The organism is Streptomyces sp. NPDC030245 (genome assembly GCF_055572995.1).
Window position 1 is genome coordinate 793,960 of the sequence record NZ_JBVICF010000002.1, and the last position, 16,612, is coordinate 810,571.

The window sequence follows — 16,612 nt, forward strand, 5'->3', positions numbered from 1 at the left end:
TCACACGCGCCTCCGGACGGTCTGTCGTGACACGTTCCGCGCGTCGAGGCCGGACAGTCCGCGCACGGCGACGTACGCCTTCTCGCGGCCCGGCAGCGAGACGCGGCCGCGCAGGACCGCTTCGGGCTCCCGCTCTATGCGGTCGAGGAGCCTGCGGTAGATGCCGGCCATCGCCGCCACACAGGCACCGCTGCGCCGGTCCAGCATCGGCAGCAGGCGGTAGCCCTCGGCGAACAGGGCACGCGCGCGGCGCACTTCGAAGTGGACGAGGCCCGCGAAGTCGGAGCCGGCGGGCGGCTCGGCGCCCGAGAACCCGGCGGAGCAGCCGAACTTGGCGAGGTCGTCGGCGGGCAGGTACGTCCGCCCGTCCGCCGCGTCCTCGCGAACGTCCCGGAGAATGTTGGTCAGTTGGAGCGCGAGGCCGAGCGTGTCGGCATACTCCGGCGCGCGCTCGGCATGGAGCGCCCCCCGCTCCGTGCCGAACACGCCGAGCGAGAGCCGCCCGATCGCGCCGGCCACACAGCGGCAGTAGACCTTCAGGTCCTCCCACGTCTCGTACGTCGCGCCGCGTACGTCCATGAGGACGCCGTCGATCAGCTCGTCGAGGCCGTCCATCGGGATGGGGAAGTGGGCGGCGGCGTGTGCGAGGGCGACCGCGACCGGGTCGGTGTCGTCCTCCCGCACGTCCCCCGCGCGGATCCGGGCGACCAGCGCCCGGGTCTCCTCGAGCCGGTCCGCCTTGACGTCCAGGGCGAGGGCGCCGTCCCCGATGTCGTCGACCCGCCGTGACAACGCGTACAGCGCCGACATGGCCCGGCGCTTGGGCGCCGGCAGCAGCCGGATGCCGTACGCGAAGTTGCGTGCCTGCTGACCGGTCACCGTCTCGCAGTAGCCGTACGCGGCGAGCACCGGCGCGGACACGCGCGGATCCGACTCCACTGCCCGGCTCACCCCTCTCCTCGCAGCACTGCGCCCGCCTCGCGGAACATGCGGGGCTTGGTGGGTCTGGGCGGTCCGGGAAGGACGTCGTACCCGGCGTCGACGATCGCCCGGACCGCCGCCCTGCCCCCTCCCACGAATCCGGCCAGCAGCAGCTTCAGCCTGCCGTGGACGCTACCCACCAGGGGGGTGCCTTCATTCAGCAGGCCGCGGGCGCGTTCCGCTTCGAACGCGACCAGCGCGCGCACCGACGCGCCCGCGGTCGGCAGGGCCAGGTCTGACTCGCTCACGTGGAACCGCTTCATGTCCTCGACGGGCAGGTAGATGCGGCCGCGCCGCAGGTCTTCGGCGACGTCCTGGATGTGCTCGATGATCTGCAACCCGGTGCAGATGGCGTCCGAGTACCGGATGCGCTCGGGGGTCTCCGTGCCGGTGATGGCCAGGACGAGTCGGCCGATCGGGTTCGCGGAGAGCGCGCAGTAGGCCACCAGGTCGTCGTACGTCTCGTAGCGCGTGACGGTCTGGTCCTGGCGGTTGGCCTCGATCAGGGCGCGAAAGGGGGTGGCCGTCAGGGTGCCGCGCCCGGCGGCCGGCCGCAGCGCGCCGACCAGCGGGTGGCCGGGCTCACCGCCGCCGAAGACCTTGTCCAGGTCCGCCTCGACGGCGTCCAGGAGCCGCGCCGGGTCGGCCGCGTCGCCGTCGCGAAGACCCAGGTGGCGGGCGTGGGCGGCCTCGGGCGCCAGGTCGCTGTCGCCGATGTCGTCGATGAGGCGCACGACGCCGTAGACGGCCATGAGGTCGTCGCGCCAGGCCCGGGGCAGGAAGAAGGGCGCCACCGGGAAGTTTTCGTCCGCGGCCTTGTCGAGGACGGCGGATGCATCGCGGAGCCGGAGATCATCCGTAGCCATTGCCGTCACATCTCCCGTTCTACACTGCCGACCCAATACATCCTATTTCGGACACGCCGCCCAGCACTCTCCGAGGTGGACCGTGCGCCGAGCCGGGGGCGCCGCGCGATATCGCCCCACTTGCCGCGAATCAGCACCGGTACAGCTTACGTTGTACAACCCCGCACGCATCGTCGGGGTGTTCGGCGCATCACAACACCACACCGATTGGCGTCAAAGCTCCTTTGCCACCGGCGAGTTGAGGGGCGCGAGGGGCTCCGGGGACACCATGTCACGACAGTGCCCCGCCGGGTTCCTCCCGGCGGGGCACTGCTGCCGAACGGGTGTACGCCCGGTGGCTCGATCGGGCTACTTGCCCGTGAACTTCTCGTACTCCTTGATGACCTCGTCGGTCGGCCCGTCCATGCGCAGCTCGCCGCGCTCCAGCCACAGCACGCGGTCGCAGGTGTCGCGGATCGACTTGTTGTTGTGGCTGACGAGGAAGACCGTGCCGGCCTCCTTGCGGAGCTCGCGGATGCGGGCCTCGGAGCGCTTCTGGAACTTGCGGTCGCCGGTGGCCAGCGCCTCGTCGATCATGAGGACGTCGTGGTCCTTGGCGGCCGCGATGGAGAACCGCAGGCGGGCCGCCATGCCGGAGGAGTAGGTGCGCATCGGCAGGGTGATGAAGTCACCCTTCTCATTGATCCCCGAGAAGTCGACGATCTCCTGGTAGCGCTCCTTGATCTGCTCGCGGGACATGCCCATCGCGAGCCCGCCGAGGATGACGTTGCGCTCGCCCGTCAGATCGTTCATCAGGGCCGCGTTGACGCCGAGCAGCGAGGGCTGGCCGTCGGTGTAGACCTTGCCCTTCTCGGCGGGGAGCAGGCCCGCGATGGCGCGGAGCAGGGTGGACTTGCCCGAGCCGTTCGAACCGATCAGGCCGATGGCCTCGCCGCGGTAGGCGGTGAAGCTCACGCCGCGGACGGCGTGCACCTTGCGCACGCCGCGCTCCTCGCCGCGCCGGAGCATGCGGCTCAGGGCGGAGGTGGCGCTGCCCTTGCCGGTCTTCGCACCGTTGACGCGGTAGACGATGTGCAGCTCGTCGGCGATGACGGTCGGGATGTGCCCCTTGCCCGCGTTCGGGTCGTTCTTGTCCTCAGCCACGGCCGTACCGCTCCTCAGCCTTCCAGAAGTACACGAAGCCACCGGCGGCGACCAGCACGGCCCAGCCCGCCGCGACCGCCCAGACGTGCGGCGGCAGGTTCTCGGAGCCGTAGCCGTCGATCAGCGCGAAGCGCATCAGGTCCATGTAGATGGCGGCCGGGTTCCACTGGAGGACGTCCGCGATCCAGGCGGGCTTGTCCTTCAGCATGACCGGGATGGAGAACATCACGCCGGACGCGTACATCCACGTGCGCATCACGAAGGGCATCAGCTGCGCCAGGTCGGGCGTCTTGCTGCCCAGCCTCGCCATGACCATCGCGAGGCCCGTGTTGAAGAGGAACTGAAGGATCAGGACCGGGAAGATCAGCAGCCACGACAGAGTCGGGTAGCTGCCGAAGCCGATCATGATGATGAACAGCACGATCATCGAGAACAGCAGCTGCTGGAGCTGCTGGAGCGAGAACGAGATCGGCAGCGAGGCGCGCGGGAAGTGCAGCGCGCGCACCAGGCCGAGGTTGCCCGCGATCGCCCTGACGCCCGCCATCACCGAGCTCTGCGTGAAGGTGAAGACGAAGACGCCGGTGACGAGGAAGGGGACGTAGACCTCGCGGGGCATGCCCCGGTCGGCCCCCAGGATCAGACCGAAGATCAGGAAGTAGACGAGCGCGTTCAGGAGCGGCGTCGCCACCTGCCACAGCTGGCCGAGCTTGGCCTGGCTGTACTGGGCGGTGAGCTTCGCCTGGGAGAAGGCGAGAATGAAGTGGCGCCGTCCCCAGAGCTGGCGGACGTACTCGAAAAGTCCGGGCCGGGCGCCGCTGACGGTCAGACCGTACTTGGCGGCGAGGTCGGCGCGGGAGAGCCCGTCATCGGGCGGCGGTGTCGACGGGGATGCTGTCACCGTGACTCCGCCGTCATGCGTTGTCTCACTCACGAGTGGAAACTTTCGTCTTCAGATGCGCAGCCGGTCGGGCATAGGCGTGGGCCAGGGACCGGGGTATGGCCCGAATGCTCTCAGACCCGAGCTTGTCAGATGACAGGAGGTCGGCCCAGTCGCGTCAGCCGCCATACCGTACGCCACTTCATCGGCCTGCGAGGCCCGCAGGGCGTGGTCCAGCCCTCCTTGAAGCCGCCGAACCACGCCTTCAGGGCGGGGCCCGAGGGGCGCCGGGCGAGGGTGAGGAGCATCCAGACGCCGAGGTAGACCGGGACCAGGAGCGCGGGAAGGTTGCGCCGGGCCAGCCAGACACGGTTGCGGGCCACCATCCGGTGGTAGACCGCGTGCCGCGAGGGGGCCGTCGTCGGGTGGAAGAGCACCATGTCGGAGCGGTAGTCGATCATCCAGCCCGCGTCGAGGGCGCGCCAGGCGAGGTCGGTCTCCTCGTGCGCGTAGAAGAACTCGCCGGGCAGGGCGCCGACCTCGGCGATGACCTTCGTACGGACGGCGTTGGCGCCGCCGAGGAAGGTCGTGACGCGCGAGGAGCGCATCGGGTCGGAGGCCCGCAGCCGCGGCACGTGCCGCCGCTGGGTCTGTCCCGTCTCCGGGTCCGCGATGCGGAAGCTGATGATGCCCAGCTCCGGATCGGCGGCGAAGGCCTCGCGGCACAGCTGCGCCGTGTCCAGGTGCGCGAGGAGGCCGTCGTCGTCCAGGAAGAGCAGGATGTCGACGTCGGTGCCGCCGGGCCCGAAGGCCTCGATGCCGACGTTGCGGCCGCCGGGGATGCCGAGGTTCTCCGGCAGCTCGACGGTGCGCACGCCTTCGGGCACGTCGGGCACGGGGGCGCCGTTGCCGACCACGACCACCTCGACCGGGTCGCCGTCCTGCTTGGCGACCGAGTCGAGGAGGGCGCGCAGCTCCTGCGGCCGGTTGCCCATCGTGATGATGACGGCGCCGACCTTCAGCTTCTCTGCCGGGTCGGCCGGAGTGCTCGGGGTGTTCACTTCAACCTGCTCGATACGAGGATGGACACGAGGTGGAGCAGGGTCTGGAGCATCGCGATGCCCGCGAGGACCGCGACGCCGACGCGCGAGAAGAACAGGTCGCCCCGGGCCTGGTCCACGATCGCGAGAACCAGGATCAGCAGGGACGCCTCGACGCCGAGGATCAGCCGGTGGAACTTCAGCGCGGCGGCGGCCCTGCGGGCCAGCGCCATGCCGGAGGAGCGCGGCTCGGACGCGGACTCCTTGACGGGCTCCTTGCCCGTCTGGTGCCGGGCGACACCGACGAGGTCGGTCTCGGCCTTGATCAGGATCGCGCCGAGGGCGGCCAGGGTGCCGAGGAACGCCCACAGCCAGTCGATGCGTCCCGAGCCCCATATGTCGGCGGCGCGCAGACCGAAGCCGACCAGGACCGCGGCGTCGCACAGGTAAGCGGCGACCCGGTCCAGGTAGACGCCTGCCATCGAGTACTGCTTCTTCCAGCGGGCGATCTCGCCGTCGACGCAGTCGAGCAGCAGATACAGCTGGACCGCGAGCACGCCGAGCACGGCGCCCGTGACGCCCGGCACCAGCAGGGCCGGGGCGGCGAGGGCGCCGGCGACGGTCATCACGTAGGTCAGCTGGTTGGGCGTGACCCGCGTGTTCACCAGGTGCCGGTCGATGCGCAGGGAGACCTCGCGCATGTAGAGCCGGCCGGCCCAGTGTTCGCCGCTGCGCCGGTCCTTCACCCCCGGGGGGTGAACAACCGGGCGGAGCTCAGCTACCGATGGCTTTTGCATAGTCGGCGTATGCGTCCCTGATCTGGTCGGTGGACAGGTCGAGGTGTTCCAGGATCGTGTAGCGGCCCGGCCTGGTCTGCGGAGCGAACTCCACGACCTGGACGAACTCGTCCACGGTGAACCCGATCTCCTCCGGCAGCACGGGCAGGCCGTGGCGGCGCAGCACCTGGGCCATGTACGCGGACTCCTCGCGGGCACCGCGCAGGTGCATCGCGAAGGCCGCGCCGAGGCCGCACTGCTCGCCGTGGCTGGCGGCGCGCTTGGGGAAGAGGAGGTCGAAGGCGTGGTTGATCTCGTGGCAGGCGCCCGACGCGGGGCGGGAGTCGCCCGAGATGGACATCGCGATGCCGGTGAGCACCAGGCCCTCGGCGAGCACCTGGAGGAAGCCGTCGTCGCCGACGCCGCCGGGGTGGCGCAGGACCGCCTCACCGGCCTGCCGGGCCATCGCGGCCGCGAGGCCGTCTATGTCCTCGCCGCGCTCGCGGGCGGCGAGCTCCCAGTCGCGGATCGCGGAGATGTTGGAGAGCGCGTCGCCGATGCCGGAGCGGACGAAGCGGACCGGGGCCTCGCGGATGATGTCGAGGTCGATGACGACCGCGATGGGGTTCGGCACGCCGTACGAACCGCGGCCCGCGTCGTTGTCGAGGGTCGCGACGGGCGAGCAGAGGCCGTCGTGCGACAGGTTCGTCGCGACGGCGACCAGCGGCAGGCCGACGCGCGCCGCGGCGTACTTGGCGCAGTCGATGATCTTGCCGCCGCCGAGGCCGACGATCGCGTCGTAACGGCCCGACTTCTTGATGGCGTCGGCGAGCTTGATGGCGTCGTCGAGCGTGCCGCCACCGACCTCGAACCACTCCGCGCCGCTCAGCGAGGGCATCAGCCGCTCGCGGAGCACCGCGCCCGAGCCACCGCTGATGGCGATGGCGAGTTTGCCGGTCGACGAGCAGATCCGCTGGTCGGCGAGGACACCGGCCAGGTCGTCGATCGCCCCCGGCCGGATGTCGACGACGACCGGCGAGGGGATGAGCCTCGTCAGTACTGGCACGCGATCTCCCGGCCCTTGGCGAGGTCGTCGTGGTTGTCGATCTCGACCCACTTGACGTCGCCGATCGGGGCCACGTCGACCTTGAAGCCGCGGTTGACGAGCTCCTGGTAGCCGTCCTCGTAGTAGAGGTCGGGGTCGCGCTCGAAGGTGGTCTTCAGGGCGTCGGCGAGCTCGTCGGCTGCGGAACCCTCGATGAGGGTGACGCCGATGTACTCACCGGTGGCCTCGGAGGGGTCCATCAGCTTGGTGATGCGCTGCACGCCCTTGGCGTCGTCGACGATGACCTTCATCTCCTCGTCGGCGAGCTGCTTCACCGTGTCGAGGGCGAGGATGATCTTCTGGCCGTTGCCGCGGGCGGCGAGCAGCGTCTTCTCGACGGAGACCGGGTGCACGGTGTCGCCGTTGGCGAGGATCACGTCGTGCTTGATGGCGTCACGGCCGCACCACAGGGAGTAGGCGTTGTTCCACTCCTCGGCCTTGTCGTTGTCGATCAGGGTCAGCTTGAGGCCGTACTTCGCCTCCAGGGCCGCCTTGCGCTCGTAGACGGCCTCCTTCTTGTAGCCGACGATGATCGCGACCTCGGTCAGACCGATCTCGGCGAAGTTGCCGAGCGTCAGGTCGAGGATGGTGGTCTCACCGTCGACGGGCACCAGAGCCTTGGGCAGGGTGTCCGTGTAAGGGCGAAGACGCCGTCCGGCGCCGGCCGCCAGCACGAGGCCGATCATGCGGGTTCTCCTTCATCGTGTACGGCGGGTGCGCCCTGTTTCTCGGCGGCGACCCAGAAGCGGATGCTCTCGACGAGCACCACGAGTGCCACGGCCACGGCGAGTGCCGTGAGCGCGACGGGAAAATCTGTGGTGGGCAGCAGTGCCGCGGCCAGCGCGACCACGAGGATCCGGCTTTCCTGGCCGCCGATCGCCCGCACCAGCCAGCGCGGAGGCGCGCCGGCGCCGCCCTTGATGCGGTACACCGTGTCGTAGTGATGGTAGGCGACCGCGGCCACCAGCCCGAAAGCCGCGGGAAGGGCTCCGTTCACCTCGGCCCTGGCCGCGAGGACCAGGATCGTGCCGTACTCGGCGGCACGGAAGAACGGCGGGACGAGCCAGTCGAGGGGGCCCTTGAGGGGCCGCGACAGCGCGAGGCCGGACAGGATCACGTGGAGCACGGCGGCGACGACGATCCACGGGCTGCCGTAGGAGGTGAAGGCGCTCACCGCGACGATCACGGCGCCGCCGAGGAAGGCGAGCACGGGCGCGGGCACCGGGCCGCCGCACTTGAGGGCGGCGAAGGCCGAGGCCAGAGGGCCGTTGTCGGCGAGGTCGGCGAGGGCTCCGGCGGCGCGGTCGGTGCGGGTGGCCTTGCGGGTCAGCGACCGCAGGACGCGTCCCGCAGTGGTGTAGCAGGCGGCGAGCGCGCAGCCGATGATCAGGACGACGAGGGTGATGCGCGGGGTGGTGACCGCGGTGAGCACGGCGATCATCGCCCAGCGCTCGCCGATGGGCAGGACTATCATCCGGCGCACCCAGACCGTCCAGCCGACACTGTCGAGCTTGTCGGAAAGGGCCGCGGTGGGGCTGGTGTTGGCGGTCGCGTCGTGATTCGCCTCGTTGAAGGAGAAGTCGACGACGTGGCGACAGGTCTGGAGAACCATGGCGCCGAGGGCCAGCGCCCAGACGTCGTCGCCGTTCGCGTTGGCCGCGCCGAGCGCGAGGCCCGCGTAGTAGGCGTACTCCTTGGCGCGGTCGAACGTCGCGTCCAGCCAGGCGCCGAGCGTCGAGTACTGGAGGGAGTAGCGGGCGAGCTGCCCGTCGGTGCAGTCCAGGACGAAGGAGAGGAGCAGCAGCAGGCCGGCCGCGACGAAGCCGCCGCGCGTCCCGGTCGCCGCGCAGCCCGCCGCGATCAGGGCGGTGAGCAGCGAGGCGGTGGTGACCTGGTTCGGGGTGAGGCCGCGGCGCGCGCACCAGCGGGCGATGTAGCGCGAGTACGGGGAGATGCAGTACGTCGTGAAGAAACCGTCGCGCGATTTGACCGCGGTGCGCAGGCGTACCGCCTCGTCGTCCACGGCCGCCACGGCCTGGCGTGCCTCGTTCCGCGTCTGGGGGTCGGCGGGCACGGTGGCGACGAGGGTGCCGAGCTCGGGGCGGTGCACGTCCGTGGCGCCGGACTCCATGGCCGCGGCGATGGAGTCCGGGAGCGCGTCGAGCGTCACGACGCCGTTCGCGGTGCCGACGGTGGCCCGCAGGGCGCGCGTCAGTGCGGCGCGGGCCGCCGGCCTGGCCGTGACGGCGCCGGGCAGCGCGGCGGCGGCGAAGCGGGGGTCGGTGAGGGCGAGGCGCAGCGCGTGGACGTGTCCGACGAAGCGCGCGTCGACGACCGCGACCCGCTGGTCCGCGGGGACGGCGGCGAGCAGCGTCTCGGCGTCCGCCGCGTCGGAGGCGACCCGCACGTCGAAGCCGAGGGACCGCAGATCGCCTTCGAGCGGCGACCCGGGGACCGGCTGACCGGTGAGGATGGCGGTCGACAGACGAACTCACTCCTTGAGTACCGGCGCGGCTCGCGCCGGGCACATGCGTAAGGGGAGCGCCCCCGGGCCCATGGCGGCCGGGCGGCACGTCGGCTGAGGCTATCGGATGGTGGGAAGCGGGCGTTCATCACCCGTTCACGCCCCGATAAGGCTCTCGGGGCGGCCTGCGAGGGCCTCGGCCTTCACGATCATCATGGTGGATGGGGGGCCGCGCTCACAAACCGCGCCCGTTCCGTGCCCGGCTTGCCCGGGATAGTGGCCACATGCCCGCTGCCCGGTGCCCGCACAGGGCGTTCGCTTAGGGTGGGCGCCCATGACATGGCTGATCACAGGCGGGGCTGGATACATCGGGGCACATGTGGCGCGGGTCATGGCCGGTGCCGGGGAGGACGTCGTCGTGCTCGACGACATCTCGTCGGGGGTGCCGCAGCGGCTGCCCGACGGCATGCCCCTGGTCGAGGGCTCCTCGCTGGACGGGGAGCTGCTGCGCCGGGTCTTCGCCGAGCACGGTGTCACCGGTGTGGTGCATCTCGCGGCCCGCAAGCAGGTCGGGGAGTCGGTGGAGCAGCCGCTGCGCTACTACCGGGAGAACGTGGGCGGCCTGACGACGCTGCTCGAAGCCGTCGCCGAGGCCGGCGTCAAGCGGTTCGTGTTCTCCTCGTCGGCCGCGGTGTACGGCAATCCGCCGGACGTCGAGCTCGTCGGGGAGGACACGCCGTGCGCGCCGGTCAGCCCCTACGGCGAGACGAAGCTCGCCGGTGAGTGGCTGGTGCGGGCGGCCGGGCGGGCGCACGGCATCGGGACGGTGTGCCTGCGCTACTTCAACGTGGCGGGCGCCGCGGCGCCGGAGCTCGCGGACACCGGTGTCTACAACGTGATCCCGATGGTCTTCGACCGGCTGCGGCGCGACGAGTCGCCGCGGATCTTCGGTGACACCCATCCGACGCCGGACGGCACCTGCGTGCGTGACTATGTGCACGTCTCGGATCTCGCCGAGGCCCACCTCGCGGCGGCCCGCCGGCTCGCGGCGGGCGCCGAGGGCGATCTGACCGTGAACATCGGCCGGGGGCGCGGTGTTTCCGTACGCGAACTGGTCACGCTGATCGGTGAGGTGAGCGGTGACACCCGGCCCGCGCTCGTCGAGCCGGCCCGGGCCGGTGACTCGCCGCGGGCCGTGGCCGACGCGGGCCTGGCGGCGAAGGAGCTCGGCTGGACGGCCCGGCGCGGGGTGCGCGAGATGGTCGAGTCGGCCTGGGCGGGGTGGTGTCTGCACCACCCGGACGCGCGTCGCGACTGATCGTCGCGGTCCGCTGACCTGCATGCCTCCGCCTGTCGGGAATCGTTGCCATTTTCGCAGGTCAGCGGAGTGATAACGGTGTTCAGTGCCGCGTTGCCAGATACCCCCCACCCGTAGTTCACTGTGGCTCGCGACCAGCGAACAGCAGACCGATGAACGACGCGGGAGGGCCGCTCCATGGGGGCTGGGCACGATCACGGACACGCGCACGGGGCGCCGACCACGGGCACCGCGGCGAGCGCCTACAAGGGGCGGCTGCGGACAGCGCTCTGCATCACGCTCACCGTCATGCTGGCCCAGATCGTGGGCGGCATCGTCGCGGACTCGCTCGCGCTCGTCGCGGACGCGACGCACATGGCCACGGACGCCGTCGGCCTCGCCATGGCCCTGCTCGCGATCCACTTCGCGAACAGGCCGCCCACCGAGAACCGCACCTTCGGCTACGCCCGCGCCGAGATACTCGCCGCGCTCGCGAACTGTCTGCTGCTGCTCGGCGTCGGCGGGTACGTGCTCTTCGAGGCGGTCGAGCGGTTCATCACGCCCGCGGAGACCGAGGGCGGCCTCGCCCTCTACTTCGGCGTCTTCGGTCTCGTCGCGAACGTGGTCTCGCTCTCGCTGCTCATGCGCGGCCAGAAGGACAGCCTCAATGTGCGGGGCGCCTTCCTGGAGGTCGTCGCGGACACCCTCGGCTCGGTCACGGTCATCGTCGCGTCGGTCGTGATCATGCTCACCGGCTGGCAGGCCGCCGACCCGATCGCCTCGCTCGTCATCGGTTTCATGATCGTCCCGCGGACGGTGAAGCTCCTCAAGGAGACCCTGAACGTGCTCCTGGAGTCGGCGCCCAAGGACGTCGACATGGCTCAGGTGCGGGCCCACCTGCTCGACCTGCCGGGCGTCGAGGAGGTCCACGACCTGCACGCCTGGACGATCACCTCGGGCATGCCCGTGCTCTCCGCCCACATAGTGGTGAGCTCCGACACCCTCGACTCAATCGGGCACGAGAAGATGCTGCACGAGCTCCAGGGCTGCCTCGGGGACCACTTCGACGTCGAGCACTGCACCTTCCAGCTGGAGCCGAGCGGTCACGCGGAGCACGAGGCGAAGCTCTGCCACTGACGGCGCCCGCCCCGGTGACGCCCCCCCCCCGGCGTTATGCCGGTGTTATAGTCGCCGGAGTTCCTGGGTTCCCGGAGGTGGGTCGATGACTGTCACGGCTGACGCCGCTCCGCGCGGCGACACGTGCATCCCCACTTCCCGGGCGCGCGTCTGACCTCACGTACCCCACAGTCCGTACGTCAGGTCCGCGGGTCCTTCACCCAAGGATTTCCACGTTGACCGACAACGCTTCCATCAGCCATGCCTTCTTCGCCCTGCACCACGGTCTGCCGCGGCAGGGCCCCGGCTCCGACGCCACCACCCGGCACCTGCTCTCCCTCGTGGGCGCGCTGCCCGAGCGGCCGCGCGTGCTCGACCTGGGCTGCGGCCCCGGCCGCGCCGCTCTCCTGCTCGCCGCCGAGGCCGGCGCCGAGGTGACCGCCGTCGATCTCCACGAGCCGTTCCTCGACGAGCTGCACGCGTCGGCCGAGGCGCGCGGGCTCGCCGGATCGATCACCACCGTCAAGGCCGACATGGCCGAACTCCCCTACCCCGACGGGTCGTTCGACCTCGTCTGGGCCGAGAGCTCGGTGTACGGCATCGGCTTCGACACCGCGCTGCGCGCCTGGCGGCGGCTGCTCGCACCCGGCGGGGCGCTCGTTGTGACCGAGTGCGAGTGGACGACCGCCGAACCGTCCGCGGCGGCCCGCGCCTTCTGGGAGCGGCACTACGCGCTGCGCACGACCGAGGCGAACACCAGGGCCGCGACCGGCGCCGGGTACTCCGTGGTCGGCGTGCACCCGCAGCCCGAGTCCGACTGGGACGAGTACTACGGCCCGCTCGGCGCGCGGGCGGACGCGGCGGACCCGAGCGCTCCCGGCATGGCCGAGGCGCTCGCCGCCACCCGCGAGGAGATCGCGATGCGGCGCGAGCACGGGAGCGAGTACGGCTACACGGGCTACGTCCTGCGGCCCACGGACTCCTGGCCGACCCGCCCGGAGACCGCGGCCGACACCGCCGCCGTGCACGCCGTGAACGCCGCCGCCTTCGAGACGGAGGCCGAGGCCGACCTCGTCGACGCGCTGCGCACGGACCCGGAGGCGTGGCTTCCCGGTCTGTCGTACGTCGCCGAGGCGCCCGACGGTTCGGTGGCCGCGTACGCGCTGCTCACCCGCTGCCGGGTGGACGGCGCGCCCGCGCTGGCCCTCGCGCCCGTCGCCACCCTGCCCGAGCACCAGCGGACGGGGGCCGGTTCGGCGGTCGTGCGGGCCGTGCTGGATGCGGCACGCGCGCGTGAGGAGCGGCTCGTCCTCGTGCTCGGGCATCCCTCGTACTATCCGCGGTTCGGTTTCCGGCCTGCTTCGGGATACGGGATCCGGCCAGGTTTCGAGGTGCCCGACGAGGCGATGATGGCGCTCGTCCTCGACGGGGCGGACGATTCCGGGCCGCTGCCGCGGGGCACGATCCAGTACCCGGCCGCCTTCGGGGTCTGACGCTCCGGCGGGCGCCCGTGCGACGGCGCCCGGCGCGTGTCCCGCCGTGCTTCGGTGCGGCGGGACATGCGGGTTCCAGAAGTGCCCGAGGTGTCCGGAACGTACGGCAGACTTGGGACTCGAAGACCGAAGCGAAGGATGCGTATGCCGATCACACCTGCCACCGCGGCGAACACCTCGTCGAGCGGCACCGGAGAAACCATCTTGCTCGAACTCGTCGACGAGGACGGCAGGACCATCGGCACAGCGGAGAAACTCTCCGCGCATCAGGCGCCCGGGCAGCTGCACCGGGCGTTCTCCGTCTTCCTCTTCGACGAGCAGGGGCGCCTGCTGCTCCAGCAGCGCGCCCTCGGCAAGTACCACTCCCCCGGCGTCTGGTCGAACACCTGCTGCGGCCACCCCTACCCGGGCGAGGCGCCGTTCGCCGCGGCGGCCAGGCGTACGCACGAGGAGCTCGGGGTCTCGCCGTCGCTGCTCGCCGAGGCGGGCACGGTGCGCTACAACCACCCGGACCCGGCCTCGGGGCTCGTGGAGCAGGAGTTCAACCACCTGTTCGTGGGCATGGTGCAGTCGCCGCTGCGCCCCGACCCCGCGGAGATCGGCGGGACCGCGTTCGTGACGGCCGGCGAGCTGGCCGAGCGGCACGAGCGGGAGCCGTTCTCCGCGTGGTTCATGACCGTCCTCGACGCGGCACGGCCCGCGATCAAGGAGCTGACCGGCCCCGCCGCGGGCTGGTAGCCGCTCCGTCAGCCGAGAGCCGGCTTGAGGGGCAGGGCCGCCCAGATGACCTTGCCCCCGCTCGCGGTGTGCTCGACGTCGCAGGCGCCGCCCGCCTCCGCCGTGATCTCCCGGACGAGGAGCAGCCCCCGCCCGCCCGTCTGGCCGTGGTCCGCCACCAGGGCCGTCGGGCGGTAAGGGTGGTTGTCCTCGACGGAGACCCGCACCCACTCGGCGCCGACCGCGACCTCCACCGCGAGCATCGGCGAGAGCAGCGCCGCGTGGCGCACCGCGTTGGTGACCAGCTCGGAGACGATCAGCAGCAGGCCCTGCACGATCTCGTCCGGAGCCGGTACGCCCTGCCGGGCCAGCAGGTCGCGCACCGCGTGCCGCGCCTGGGGGACGGAGGCGTCGACGGCGGGGGCCGTGAAGCGCCACACGCCCTCGTACGACGCCGGTCCGCCGCCCGCGGGGAGTGGATCCGGCGCGCCCCCGTCGCTGCCCATCGTCCGGTCGCCGTCCTTGCGCTCGATTGTCGCCACACGTCGAGTGTTGGCAACGCTCTGGTCCGGACCGCTCCACTGACCAGAAGTCAGCGACTATCGACGGATTTTGACCGCCGGCGCATGCCGTCGTCAGCTGGGCGACTGGTCCTGCCCTGGTTGTTCTGTCTTCAAGCGTTCTTCAGGTTGTACGAGGCTGACGATGCGGCGCCCGCCGATGCCCGTGGCGAGCAGACCGAGGCCGTCGAAGAGCAGCGTCAGGGAGAAGAAGCACCCGATGACGTACTGGCTGCTGCTGGGCCACTCGGCGAGCACCAGGATGCCGATCAGCAGGCCGAAGGCGCCCTGGAGGAGCGTCAGGGCGAACTGCGGGCCGCGCACCACCAGGCTGCCGACCAGCCGGAACACCCCGCCGGTGAGGAAGAGCAGGGCCGCGAACATGGTCAGCGCCTCCGCCGCCACATCGGGTCTGCGGATGATCACGACGCCCGCCGCGAGGTTCAGCGCGGCGACCACGACGCCCAGCCAGAAGAAGCTGCTGCCCCGTGACTGGACGGCGTGCAGCAGTCCGACGACGCCGCCGACGAGCAGGAGCCAGCCGAACAGGAGCATCGAGGTCAGCGTGGCGAATCCGGTGTAGACGAGGCCGACGACGCCGGCCACCGCGAGGATCACGCCGAGCAGCGCGAGCCAGCCGAAGCCGCGGCTGACCGTCCTGGCCTCCGATGTGGCCCTGTCGTCCCTGGGTCCGGCCATCAGCGTCTCCCTCTCGCTCGGCCCCCTTCTTGATCGTACGTTCGAGGGGTGCGGATAGCATCCGGCGCATGGAGCCGCAGCTGAGCCACACCGTCACCGACGGCGTCGCCACCGTCCTCATCGACCATCCGGCCAAGCGCAACGCCATGACCGCGGACATGTGGCGCCAGGTGCCGCCGCTCTGCGCGGCGCTCGCCGCCGACCCGGCCGTGCGGGCCGTCGTGCTCACCGGCGCGGGCGACACCTTCTGCGCGGGCGCCGACATCTCCACGCTGCGCGAGTCCCCGGGCACCGCGCAGGAGCTGGCGGTGCGGGCCGAGGAGGCCTTGGCGGCGTTCCCGAAGCCGACGCTCGCGGCGGTGCGGGGCTACTGCGTGGGCGGCGGCGCCCAGCTGGCGGGGGCGTGCGACCTGCGGTTCGCGGACGAGGGCGCCTCGTTCGGCGTCACGCCCGCCAAGCTGGGCATCGTCTATCCGGCGTCCTCCACCCGGCGCCTGGTGTCCCTGGTGGGGCCCGCGACCGCCAAGTACCTGCTTTTCTCGGGGGAGTTGATCGGCGCGGAGCGGGCGCTGCGGACCGGTCTGGTGGACGAGGTGCTGCCGTCCGGCGAACTGGCCAAGAGGGTCGCGGAGTTCACCCGTGTCCTCGTGTCGCGCTCGCAGCTGACGCAGGCGGCGGCGAAGGAGTTCGCGGCGGGGCGCACGGACCGGGACGCTTACTGGACGGAGCAGGCACGCGGCAGCGGCGACACCGCCGAAGGTGTCGCCGCGTTCCTGGAGCGCAGGAAGCCGCACTTCGGCTGGACCGCGCGGGGCGAGTGAGCCCGGCCGGTCCTGCCGCCTACTGGAAGAAGCGGCTCCCCTCGCGGAACTTCGCGACCAGGTGCGCGGGCGCCTTCTCCGGGGACCCGGCGTCGTAGGGCGGCTGCGGGTCGTACTCGGTCAGCAGCTGTACGGCCTGCGCGTGCTCGTCGCCCGCGATCCGGCCGGCCAGGGTGAGGCCCATGTCGATGCCCGCGGAGACGCCGGCCGCCGTGACGTACTTGCCGTCGAAGACCACTCGCTCCCCCGTCGACTCGATGCCGAGCCGGTCCAGTTCGCCGAGGGCGAGCCAGTGCGAGGTGGCGCGGCGGCCCTTGAGGAGGCCCGCGGCGGCCAGCGCGAGGGAGCCCGTGCACACCGAGGTCGTCCAGGTGGTCGTGGCGTCGACCGCGCGGAGCCAGTCGAGCAGCGGCTCGTTCTCCATCTGGTCGCTCCGCCCGGGGCCGCCGGGGACGACGACGATGTCGGGGCGCCGCACCTCGGTGAAGGACGAGTCGGCGACGAGCGCGAGGCTGCCGGTGTCGTCGCGCACCGGGCCCGGCCGCTCGGCCACGAAGACGGTCTCGGCGCCGGGCAGACCGCTCAGCGTCTGGTAGGGGCCGATGGCGTCCAGGACGGTGAAGCGCTCGTACAGGGCGATGGCTATCTGCATGGTGT

17 protein-coding genes are annotated in these 16,612 nt (G+C 71.4%); 5 read left to right on the plus strand and 12 right to left on the minus strand.

Annotated features, from left to right (window positions below; genetic code table 11):
- From hpnD to ACZ4Z4_RS08000, 9 genes are all read right to left on the minus strand, one after another.
- Entirely contained in the window at positions 1-951 is a 951-nt protein-coding gene (gene hpnD / locus ACZ4Z4_RS07960) for a presqualene diphosphate synthase HpnD (protein ID WP_468323760.1), read from the minus strand.
- Positions 948-1,847, minus strand: coding sequence for a squalene synthase HpnC (gene hpnC / locus ACZ4Z4_RS07965; protein WP_468323763.1), 900 nt, complete (start codon positions 1,845-1,847; stop codon positions 948-950). Before hpnC ends, hpnD begins: the two co-directional genes overlap by 4 nt.
- Positions 1,848-2,195: 348 nt before the next feature.
- A complete protein-coding gene (locus tag ACZ4Z4_RS07970) occupies positions 2,196-2,990 on the minus strand; it encodes an ABC transporter ATP-binding protein (RefSeq protein ID WP_468323765.1) in 795 nt (264 codons plus the stop codon).
- A complete protein-coding gene (locus ACZ4Z4_RS07975) occupies positions 2,983-3,921 on the minus strand; it encodes an ABC transporter permease (protein ID WP_468323768.1) in 939 nt (312 codons plus the stop codon). Before ACZ4Z4_RS07975 ends, ACZ4Z4_RS07970 begins: the two co-directional genes overlap by 8 nt.
- Before the next feature lie 95 nt (positions 3,922-4,016).
- Positions 4,017-4,889: a glycosyltransferase family 2 protein gene (locus ACZ4Z4_RS07980; RefSeq protein ID WP_468324185.1), complete on the minus strand. Its 873-nt coding sequence runs from the start codon at positions 4,887-4,889 to the stop codon at positions 4,017-4,019.
- Positions 4,890-4,924: 35 nt separating this feature from the next.
- Positions 4,925-5,704: a CDP-alcohol phosphatidyltransferase family protein gene (locus ACZ4Z4_RS07985; RefSeq protein WP_468323771.1), complete on the minus strand. Its 780-nt coding sequence runs from the start codon at positions 5,702-5,704 to the stop codon at positions 4,925-4,927.
- On the minus strand, positions 5,682-6,749 hold the full coding sequence (locus tag ACZ4Z4_RS07990) for an iron-containing alcohol dehydrogenase family protein (RefSeq protein WP_468323774.1): 1,068 nt from the start codon (positions 6,747-6,749) through the stop codon (positions 5,682-5,684). The genes ACZ4Z4_RS07985 and ACZ4Z4_RS07990 overlap by 23 nt, the downstream gene beginning before the upstream one ends.
- Positions 6,737-7,474 (minus strand): phosphocholine cytidylyltransferase family protein, encoded by a 738-nt coding sequence (locus tag ACZ4Z4_RS07995; RefSeq protein WP_363249683.1) that lies wholly within the window; start codon positions 7,472-7,474, stop codon positions 6,737-6,739. Before ACZ4Z4_RS07995 ends, ACZ4Z4_RS07990 begins: the two co-directional genes overlap by 13 nt.
- Positions 7,471-9,273, minus strand: coding sequence for a DUF5941 domain-containing protein (locus tag ACZ4Z4_RS08000; protein WP_468324188.1), 1,803 nt, complete (start codon positions 9,271-9,273; stop codon positions 7,471-7,473). The genes ACZ4Z4_RS07995 and ACZ4Z4_RS08000 overlap by 4 nt, the downstream gene beginning before the upstream one ends.
- A 313-nt stretch (positions 9,274-9,586) precedes the next feature.
- Between ACZ4Z4_RS08000 and galE the strand changes: the two genes are divergently transcribed.
- The 4 genes from galE (at position 9,587) to idi (ending at position 13,896) form a co-directional block, all read left to right on the plus strand.
- Positions 9,587-10,570 carry a UDP-glucose 4-epimerase GalE gene (gene galE / locus ACZ4Z4_RS08005; protein ID WP_468323778.1) on the plus strand — a complete coding sequence of 328 codons (984 nt, stop codon included), beginning with the start codon at positions 9,587-9,589 and terminating at the stop codon, positions 10,568-10,570.
- Positions 10,571-10,747: 177 nt separating this feature from the next.
- Positions 10,748-11,686: a cation diffusion facilitator family transporter gene (locus ACZ4Z4_RS08010; RefSeq protein WP_468323780.1), complete on the plus strand. Its 939-nt coding sequence runs from the start codon at positions 10,748-10,750 to the stop codon at positions 11,684-11,686.
- Between the two features lie 215 nt (positions 11,687-11,901).
- Complete coding sequence (locus ACZ4Z4_RS08015) at positions 11,902-13,158, plus strand: GNAT family N-acetyltransferase (RefSeq protein ID WP_468323783.1); 1,257 nt, start codon at positions 11,902-11,904, stop codon at positions 13,156-13,158.
- A gap of 144 nt (positions 13,159-13,302) precedes the next feature.
- On the plus strand, positions 13,303-13,896 hold the full coding sequence (gene idi / locus ACZ4Z4_RS08020; protein ID WP_468323786.1) for an isopentenyl-diphosphate Delta-isomerase: 594 nt from the start codon (positions 13,303-13,305) through the stop codon (positions 13,894-13,896).
- 8 nt (positions 13,897-13,904) lie between these two features.
- Here idi and ACZ4Z4_RS08025 read toward each other — a convergent pair whose 3' ends face one another.
- The gene (locus ACZ4Z4_RS08025; RefSeq protein WP_468323789.1) at positions 13,905-14,417 is read right to left on the minus strand and encodes an ATP-binding protein; all 513 of its coding nucleotides are present in this window, start codon (positions 14,415-14,417) and stop codon (positions 13,905-13,907) included.
- Between the two features lie 93 nt (positions 14,418-14,510).
- Positions 14,511-15,134, minus strand: coding sequence for an HdeD family acid-resistance protein (locus ACZ4Z4_RS08030; protein ID WP_468323792.1), 624 nt, complete (start codon positions 15,132-15,134; stop codon positions 14,511-14,513).
- A gap of 68 nt (positions 15,135-15,202) precedes the next feature.
- Here ACZ4Z4_RS08030 and ACZ4Z4_RS08035 point away from each other — a divergent pair, with 68 nt between their 5' ends.
- Positions 15,203-15,955, plus strand: a complete 753-nt coding sequence (locus tag ACZ4Z4_RS08035) for an enoyl-CoA hydratase/isomerase family protein (protein ID WP_468323795.1) — start codon at positions 15,203-15,205, stop codon at positions 15,953-15,955.
- A gap of 19 nt (positions 15,956-15,974) precedes the next feature.
- On the opposite strand, the gene ACZ4Z4_RS08040 is transcribed toward ACZ4Z4_RS08035, so the two are convergent.
- Positions 15,975-16,607, minus strand: coding sequence for a DJ-1/PfpI family protein (locus ACZ4Z4_RS08040; protein ID WP_468323797.1), 633 nt, complete (start codon positions 16,605-16,607; stop codon positions 15,975-15,977).
- Positions 16,608-16,612 lie beyond the last annotated feature (5 nt).

Bases quoted from the DNA above. Each gene is read 5' to 3' on its own strand.
- hpnC (WP_468323763.1), bottom strand. From the start codon at position 1,847: ATGGCTACGGATGATCTCCGGCTCCGCGATGCATCCGCCGTCCTCGAC.
- ACZ4Z4_RS07985 (WP_468323771.1), bottom strand. From the start codon at position 5,704: ATGCAAAAGCCATCGGTAGCTGAGCTCCGCCCGGTTGTTCACCCCCCG.
- ACZ4Z4_RS07995 (WP_363249683.1), bottom strand. From the start codon at position 7,474: ATGATCGGCCTCGTGCTGGCGGCCGGCGCCGGACGGCGTCTTCGCCCT.
- galE (WP_468323778.1), top strand. From the start codon at position 9,587: ATGACATGGCTGATCACAGGCGGGGCTGGATACATCGGGGCACATGTG.
- ACZ4Z4_RS08010 (WP_468323780.1), top strand. From the start codon at position 10,748: ATGGGGGCTGGGCACGATCACGGACACGCGCACGGGGCGCCGACCACG.
- idi (WP_468323786.1), top strand. From the start codon at position 13,303: ATGCCGATCACACCTGCCACCGCGGCGAACACCTCGTCGAGCGGCACC.
- ACZ4Z4_RS08030 (WP_468323792.1), bottom strand. From the start codon at position 15,134: ATGGCCGGACCCAGGGACGACAGGGCCACATCGGAGGCCAGGACGGTC.
- ACZ4Z4_RS08035 (WP_468323795.1), top strand. From the start codon at position 15,203: ATGGAGCCGCAGCTGAGCCACACCGTCACCGACGGCGTCGCCACCGTC.
- ACZ4Z4_RS08040 (WP_468323797.1), bottom strand. From the start codon at position 16,607: ATGCAGATAGCCATCGCCCTGTACGAGCGCTTCACCGTCCTGGACGCC.